This is a genomic window from Pseudomonas marginalis, from assembly GCF_008692035.1.
In the GTDB taxonomy this organism is placed as follows: Bacteria; Pseudomonadota; Gammaproteobacteria; order Pseudomonadales; family Pseudomonadaceae; genus Aquipseudomonas; species Aquipseudomonas marginalis.
The window spans coordinates 1-8276 of sequence record NZ_VTFG01000008.1; the positions used below are offsets into that span (position 1 = coordinate 1).

General features: G+C 63.2%; 2 protein-coding genes. Both read right to left on the minus strand.

The features are described from left to right. The coding region (locus FX984_RS32335; RefSeq protein WP_154905414.1) for an amino acid adenylation domain-containing protein at nucleotides 1–7617 on the minus strand (7617 nt) is incomplete at its 3' end. A 10-nt stretch (nucleotides 7618–7627) separates the two neighbouring features. Next, the coding region (locus FX984_RS32340; protein WP_223841685.1) for a phosphopantetheine-binding protein at nucleotides 7628–8276 on the minus strand (649 nt) is incomplete at its 5' end.

Consider the following 8276-nt stretch of genomic DNA (forward strand, 5'->3'; position numbering starts at 1 on the left):
ATACCCCAGTGAAGCACTCAGCCCCTCACCCCACTCGTGGACGTCCAGGTCAAGATCGAAATGCGCGGTGTGGCTGTTCCAGGCCAGCCCTTCGACACTCAGCTCACTCGACGCGTGCTCCGCGAAAGCCTGGCGGTTGGCCACCTGGTGGTTGAACATCACCTGAAACAACGGGTTCAGACTCAGGCTGCGCTCCGGCTGCAGCGCCTCTACCAATTGCTCGAACGGCAAGTCCTGATGGGCCTGGGCGTCCAGCGCGCGCTGCTTGACCTGCTGCAGCAACTGGGCAACGGTGGTTTGCCCATCGATATCAGCCTTGAGCACCTGAGTGTTGACGAAAAAGCCAATGAGCCGTTCAGTTTCAACGCGATTGCGGTTGGCAATCGGCACACCGACGCGGATGTCTTCCTGACCACTGTAGCGATGCAGTAAGGTCTGGAACGAAGCCAGCAACAGCATGAACATCGTCACGCCTTCGCGCTGGGCCAAGGCGTTGAGGCCGGACACCAGTGTGGTCGGCAACTCCAGGTGCAAACGCGCACCGTGATGGCTTTGCTCCGCCGGGCGCTGGAAGTCGAACGGCAACTCAAGCACGGGTTGTTCACCTGCCAGCAGATCAAGCCAGTAGGCGAGTTGGCGCTCTTTCTCGCCAGCATCCATCCAGTCGCGTTGCCATACGGCGTAATCGGCATATTGAATCGGCAGTGCAGGCAACTGCAGGTCTTGACCCTGGCTGAACGCACCATACAGTTGCACCAGTTCATCGACCATGACGTGCATCGACCAACCATCGGAAACGATATGGTGCTGTACCAGCACCAGTACATGGTCTTCATCAGCGATGCGCAGCAGCTCAACACGCAGCAGCGGGCCCTGCTCCAGGTTGAACGTGAGCGCTATCTTAGCCTCCACGGTGGCTTGGAGGTCAGCCTCCAGCACGTCGCTACGGGTGATGGTGACAGGTGCAGGCTCAGCCACGATTTGCACGGCGCCGTGGTTTTCCTGGCGCAACAGAGTGCGCAGGCTCTCATGACGCGCCACCAGGCGGTCAAAGCTTTGTTGCAGCGCAGCTTGATCCAACGGCCCCTTCAGGCGCAGCGCGCTGGGCACGTGGTAAGCGGCGCTGCCTGGGTCCAGTTGCCAGAGGAACCACTGCCGTTCCTGGGCATATGACAGCGGCAAGCCGTGGTCACGTGCCACGGGAACCAGCGCCGGCGCCTTGGCACCCTCACTCGCTTCGAGCGCGAGCAGCGCGGCGACAAATCCTTGCAGGCGCGGCTGTTCGAACAGCACCTTGAGCGGCACTTCCAATGCCAGCGCCTGGCGCAGTCGCGAGGCCACTTGCATGGCCAGCAGCGAGTGCCCGCCCAGCTCGAAGAAGTGATCCATGAGGCCGACGCGCTCCACCCCGAGGATATCCGCCCACATCGCCGCCACTTGCACCTCAAGTGCACTGACCGGCGCGACCCAGGTTTGCAGCGAAAGGCTCGCATCCGGTTTTGGCAATGCCTGGCGATCCAGCTTGCCGTTGGGGTTCAGCGGCAGGCGCTCAAGGAACATCAGGTGGGCCGGCACCATATAGTCCGGCAATTGCTCACGCAGTACCGCCTTGAGCGCTTCTTCCAATGCGCGGGTGTCTGGCTGTTCGGCCACCAGATAGGCCAGCAACTGGTTGTTCACCGCCAACACCACGGCCTCACGAACACCCGCCTGGGCCAGCAACAGGGCTTCGATTTCACCCAGCTCGATACGGAAACCGCGGATCTTGACTTGATGATCGACCCGCCCTACGTATTCGATCACGCCATCGGCACGGTAACGCGCCAGATCCCCGGTACGGTACAGGCGATCGCCGTTACCGCTGAAAGGATCAGCGACAAAGCGTTCGGCCGTCAGCAATGGCCGGTTCAGGTAAGCGCGCGCCAGACCACAGGCGCTGCCGATATACAACTCGCCCACGGCGCCCAACGGCGCGAGGTTGAGGTCCCGGTCCAGCACGTACAAAGCACGCCCCGGCAGGGAGCGACCAATCGGGCTGGCGGTGGCGCCAATGACGTCATCGCCCGAGGTGCAGTCCAGCACACTGGAGACCACCGTGGCCTCGGTCGGTCCATAGGTGTTGAGCAGTCGCACATGCCCCAGGCCCGCACGCAACCATTGTGCGGGACCGTCCAGCGGCATGGCTTCGCCACCGATATGCATTTGCCGCAAGGCACCATAGGTACGCGGTCCGGCTGCCAGACAGTCGAGCAGGAACACGTTCCAGTAGGCCGTCGGCAAGTCGGCCAGGGTAATGCCTTGTTGCAGGATTTCGCGGTACAGGCGCCCGCTGTCCCACAGTTCCGGGCCACGCAGTACCACGGCTGCGCCGTGGGTGAGCGCCGGATACAACTGCTCGACGAACCCATCGAAGTTCAGGGTCGCAAACTGCAGTACGCGGTCATTCTCAGTCAGCTTGGAATAACCGGCGGCAATGCTCGCGAATTCGCTCAAGGCGCCATGGTCGATCGCCACGCCCTTGGGTTTACCGGTCGAGCCGGAGGTATAGATCACATAGGCCAGGTTGTGCGGCCCGACTGTTGCGCTAAGGTTTTCCTCGGCGTACGACGCCAGCGAGACCGTATCGATCGCCAAGACAGCAACGCCTGCGGGCAACGCCATCGGCACACGGGACTGGATCAGCACCAGGCGCACGCCACTGTCTTCGAGTATATGAGCCAGGCGTTCGCGCGGGTACTGCGGGTCGAGCGGCACATAGGCACCACCGGCCTTAAGGACCGCCAACAGGCTGACCACCATGGCAAAGGAGCGCTCTACTGCGACCCCCACCAACACTTCCGGACCCACGCCCTCTGCCACCAGGCAATGAGCCAGACTGTTGGCTTGCCGATTGAGCGCGTCATAGGTCAGTGACTCGCCATCGAGTACCAGTGCCACCGCTTGCGGGCGTTGCAGCACCTGGGCCTCGAACAGGCGATGGACGCCGCTCTGCCACGCAGCCGCCGGGCAATTGGTATTCCAGGCCTGCAGCAGCGTGTGCTGTTCTTCAGCCGCCAGCAATGGCAAGCACGCAATAGGATGGGTCGGTGTCTTCACCACCGCCCGCAGCAGGCCAAGCCAATGCTGGGCCATGCGTCCAATGGTGGCCGCCTCGAACAGATCTGTCGCGTAGGTCAACGATGCCCAGAGCCCGTCCGCGGACGCCTGGGTATCCAGGCTCAAGTCAAAGTGTGCAGTGTGACTATCCCATTCCAGACCTTCGACCTGCAAACCCGGAATCGACTGCGCGCCCGCCTCGTCGCGCGCATCGGACTGGTGGTTGAACATCACTTGGAACAACGGGCTATGGCTCAGGCTGCGTTCCGGCTGCAACGCCTCCACCAACTGCTCGAACGGCAGGTCCTGATGCGCTTGCGCGTCCAGGGCCGTGTGCTTGACCTGCTGCAACAATTCGACAAACGACAACTCACCGGTGATATCGGCCTTCAGCACTTGGGTATTGACGAAGAAACCAATCAGACGCTCGGTCTCGACCCGGTTGCGGTTGGCAATCGGCACGCCGACGCGAATATCCGATTGGCCGCTGTAGCGATACAACAAGGCCTGGAAGGACGCCAGCAACACCATGAACAGGGTCGCGCCCTGACGCTGGGCCAAAGCCTGCAGTTCGCTCGCCAGCGCGGCGTCCAGCACCAGGTCCAGGCGTGCGCCGCGATGGCTTTGTACCGCCGGGCGTGGATGATCCAGCGGCAGCTCCAACACGGGCTGCTCACCGGCCAGGCGTTCAGCCCAGTAGGCCAGCTGGCGGGCCTGCTCGCCCGCCTCCATCCATCCACGCTGCCACACCGCATAATCGGCATATTGAACCAGCAGTGTCGGCAACTGAGGCTCCAGGCCCTGGCTGAACGCAGCATAAGCTTGCACCAGCTCATCGACCATTACCTCCATCGACCAGGCGTCGGAGATGATGTGGTGCTGCACCAGCACCAGCACATGATCGTCCGCGGCCAGGCGCAACAGCTTGACCCGCAGCAGCGGGCCTTTGCACAAGTCGAACGGACGAGCGATTTCTGCTTCGACCCGGACCTTCAAGCTGCCAGGCTCATCACTGTGCAGAACCTCGTTTTCGATCAGCAACGCGGTCGGCGCATCGATCCGCTGTACCGTGCGCTCGCCATCCACGACAAACACGGTACGCAGGGTTTCATGCCGTTCAAGCAGGCTATCGAAGCTACGTTGCAAGGCCCGGCGATCCAGGGCGCCGCGCAAGCGCAGGGCCGCCGGGATGTGATACGCGGTGCTCTGCGGCTCCAGTTGCCAGAGGAACCACTGCCGCTCCTGGGCATAGGACAGCGCCAGGGCTTGATCACGTGCCAACAGCAGGATCGGCGGCGAGTCCAGCACGGTGCCTGACAACGCCTGCACGAACCGGCCAAGCACCGGCTGTTCGAACAGGCCTTTCAACGGTGCATCGATACCCAGTGACTGGCGTACACGAGACACCACCCGCGTGGCCAGCAACGAGTGCCCACCGATTTCGAAGAAGTGATCCTCCAGGCCAACCTGAGACAACCCCAGCACCTCGGCCCAGATGGCCGCGACCTGGCACTCGCGTTCGGTGACAGGCGGCACAAAGCGTTTTAGCAGGGCAGCGGCATCAGGTTTGGGCAACGCCTTGCGGTCGAGCTTGCCATTGGGCGTCAGTGGCATCCGCTCCAAAAACACCAGGTAGGCCGGCACCATGTACTCCGGCAACTGCTCGCGCAGGGCGGCCTTGAACCGCTCGCGCAGGGTGACCTGCTCCTCATCCGACACCGGGTGCCGGGTGACCAGGTAGGCCAGCAATTGGTCATGCTCAGCCACCACGGCGGCTTCGCGCACATCGGCCTGCTCACGCAGGCACGCCTCAATCTCTCCCAGTTCGATACGGAACCCACGCACCTTGACCTGATGGTCGACGCGGCCGATGTACTCGACCACGCCATCCGCGCGATAGCGCGCCAGGTCGCCTGTGCGATAAAGCCGCTCGCCGTTGCGCGCAAACGGGTTGGGCACAAAACGTTCGGCGGTCAACGCAGCCCGGCCGTGATACCCCCGGGCCAGGCCGACACCGCCGATCAGCAGCTCGCCTGCAACGCCTACCGGGCACGGCACGAGATCGGCATTAAGAATGAACAATGAGGTGTTGGCGATCGGCCGCCCGACAAAGGGCACCGGCTCGACCAACTCATGGGCCGCCGACCAAATAGTGGTTTCGGTCGGGCCATACAGGTTCCACACCGTGCCCTGCTGGGCCAGCATGCGCTGGGCCAGGTCGGCCGGCAACGCTTCGCCACCGCACAGGCACTTGACCCCGTGCAGCAAGGCACGGCGTTCGCTGTCCAGGAGCATGCGCCAGCTCGAAGGCGTGGCTTGCACCACACTGATCGCTTCGCGCTGCACCAGACCCAGAATCGCCTCGGGGTCCAGGGACACTTCCTTGTCGGCCAGCACCACCGTCGCTCCCGTCGCCAGTGGCACGTAGAGTTCCAGGGCAAAGATATCGAACGAGAACGTGGTCAACGACAACAGCCGCGCGTCAGCGCCAATGGCCAGGGTGCTGGCCATGCCATGGGTGAAGCTGCTCAGTGCGCCATGACGCACCATCACGCCCTTGGGCTTGCCGGTGGAACCGGAGGTGTAGATCACATAGGCCAGGTGCTCGCCCGTCAGTGCCACCTCGGGGTTGGCGCTGCTGTAGCGTGCGTCTTGCTGCGCGTCCATGAACAACACCTGCTGGTCGGCCGCCAGGGGCAGGCGTTGGTGCAGGTCGCCGGCAGTCAATAGCACGCGAGCGCGGCTGTCTTCCAGCATGAAGGCCAGCCGGTCCGCCGGGAATTGCGGATCGAGCGGCACGTAGGCGCCACCGGCCTTCAGCGTCGCCAGCAGGGCCAAGACCATGTCCACCGAGCGGTCGAGGGCCACCGCCACCAGCACGTCCGGCCCGACACCCGCAGCGCGCAGGCGATGGGCCAGGCGGTTGGCGCAACAGTTCAGCTCGCCGTAACTCAGCGCCTGGCCGTTGCACACCAGGGCAATGGCGTCGGGGCGCGCTTGCGCCTGGGCCTCCAGCAACCGATGCACGCCCTCGTCCTGCGCAAACGCCATGGGCGTGTGGTTCCAGCCGTGCACCTGTTGCTGCCACTGGGCATCATCCAACAGGGGCAATTCACCGATACGGCCACCGCAATCCTGGGCCACCCGGTGCAACAGGCGATGCCAATGGGCAAGGAAGCGCTCCAGGCCCGGGGCGTCGAACAAGTCAGTGGCATAGGTCAGCGACGCCTGGATACCGTCAGCCGACTCCTGAGTGTCGAGGCTGAGGTCGAACTGCGACGTCTTGCTGTCCCACTCCAGCCCTTGCACTTGCAACCCCGTTACGCTGCCGCCACCGCGCTGAGTGTCGGTCTGGTGGTTGAACATCACTTGGAACAACGGGTTGTAGCTCAGGCTGCGCTCGGGCTGCAGCGCTTCCACCAGCTGTTCGAACGGCAGGTCCTGATGGGCCTGGGCCTCGACCGCGCGTTGGCGGGTCTGCTGCAGCAGTTCACGGAAGGTCATCTGGCCGTCGATATCGGCCTTGAGGATTTGCGTGTTGACGAAAAAGCCGATCAGGCGCTCGGTCTCCACCCGATTACGGTTGGCCACCGGCACGCCGATGCGGATGTCACCCTGGCCGCTGTAGCGGTGCAGCACAGCCTGGAACGACGCCAGCAACAGCATGAAGATCGTCACACCTTCACGCTGCGCCAAGGTCTTGAGGCCTGCCACCAGAGAGGCTTCCAGGGTCAGGTCCAGCCTGGCCCCGCGGTAGCTCTGTAGCGCTGGCCGTGGACGGTCCATGGGCATTTCGAGGACCGGTTGATCGCCGCCGAGCATGCCTTTCCAGTAACCCAATTGGCGCTCACGCTCGCCCGCCTCCATCCAGCTGCGCTGCCATAGCGCGTAGTCGGCGTACTGGATCGGCAAGGCCGGCAGTTGCAGGTCCTGGCCCTGCACATAGGCGGCGTACAGTTGCACCAGCTCGTCGACCATCACCTGCATCGACCAGCCATCGGAGACGATGTGATGCTGCACCAGCACCAGCACATGCTCCTGGGGCGCCAGGCGCAGCAGCTTGACCCGCAACAGCGGGCCTTGTTGCAAATCGAATGGCTGGGCGATCTCGGCTTCCACCAGCGCCTTGAGTTCGGATTCCTCGGCGTCGACCAGGGCGATCTCCACCCGTACCTGATCGGCAATCACCTGCAAGGCACTGTCGCCGTCCTCCTGCAAATGCGTGCGCAGGCTTTCATGGCGCAGCACCAGTGTGTCAAAGCTGCGCTGCAACGCGGCCACGTCCAGTTCGCCGGTAAGGCGCAAGGCCCTTGGCACATGATAGGCGGTGCTCTGCGGCTCCAACTGCCACAAAAACCACTGCCGCTCCTGGGCATAAGAGAGCCGAAGAGGCTCACCTTCCTGGCGCTTGAAAACCGGGGCAATCTCAAACAGGTTGATGCCTTGCTGCTTGAGCATTACCGCCAACGCTTTCTTTTGCTGCGCCGAAAGTGACCCTACCGACTCGATTAATGCTTGCACGCCACGCCCCTCAGGAAGTCAATTTATCCAAATCTTCTGCTGATAGACGTTTGAGAGCCTCCAAGGATTTAGCCAATGCGTCCTGCACCGGCGAATTATTTGTCTGCTGGCCTGCCACATAGGCGCTGAAATCGGCCAGGGTCGGGGTGGTGAAGATCGATTTGACGTCGAATTCGGCATGCAGCTGCTCGCGCAGGCGCACCACCACCTGGGTCGCCAGCAGCGAGTGCCCGCCCAGTTCGAAGAAGTTGTCGTTCAACCCCACGCGCGGTACCGCCAGGACTTCGGCCCAGATCGCGGCGATCTGCTGTTCCAGCTCGCTCTGCGGCGCGACGTACGCCCGCGCGTGCAAGCTGGCGTCCGCCTTGGGCAAAGCCTTGCGATCCAGTTTGCCGTTGGGGCTCAGAGGCATCTGCTCCAGCAGCACCCATTGGGCGGGCACCATGTAGTCCGGCAACTGCTGGGCAAGATGGGCGCTGAGCACATCGCGCCAGTCGTCCCCGGCGTTTTGCAGCACCAGGTAGCCCACCAGGTATTTACCGTCGACCGCCAGCACGGCGGTCTCGCGCACCCACGCGTGTTCCAGCAGGCGCGCTTCGATTTCCCCCAGTTCGATGCGCAGGCCGCGCAGCTTGACTTGATGGTCGATACGCCCGGCG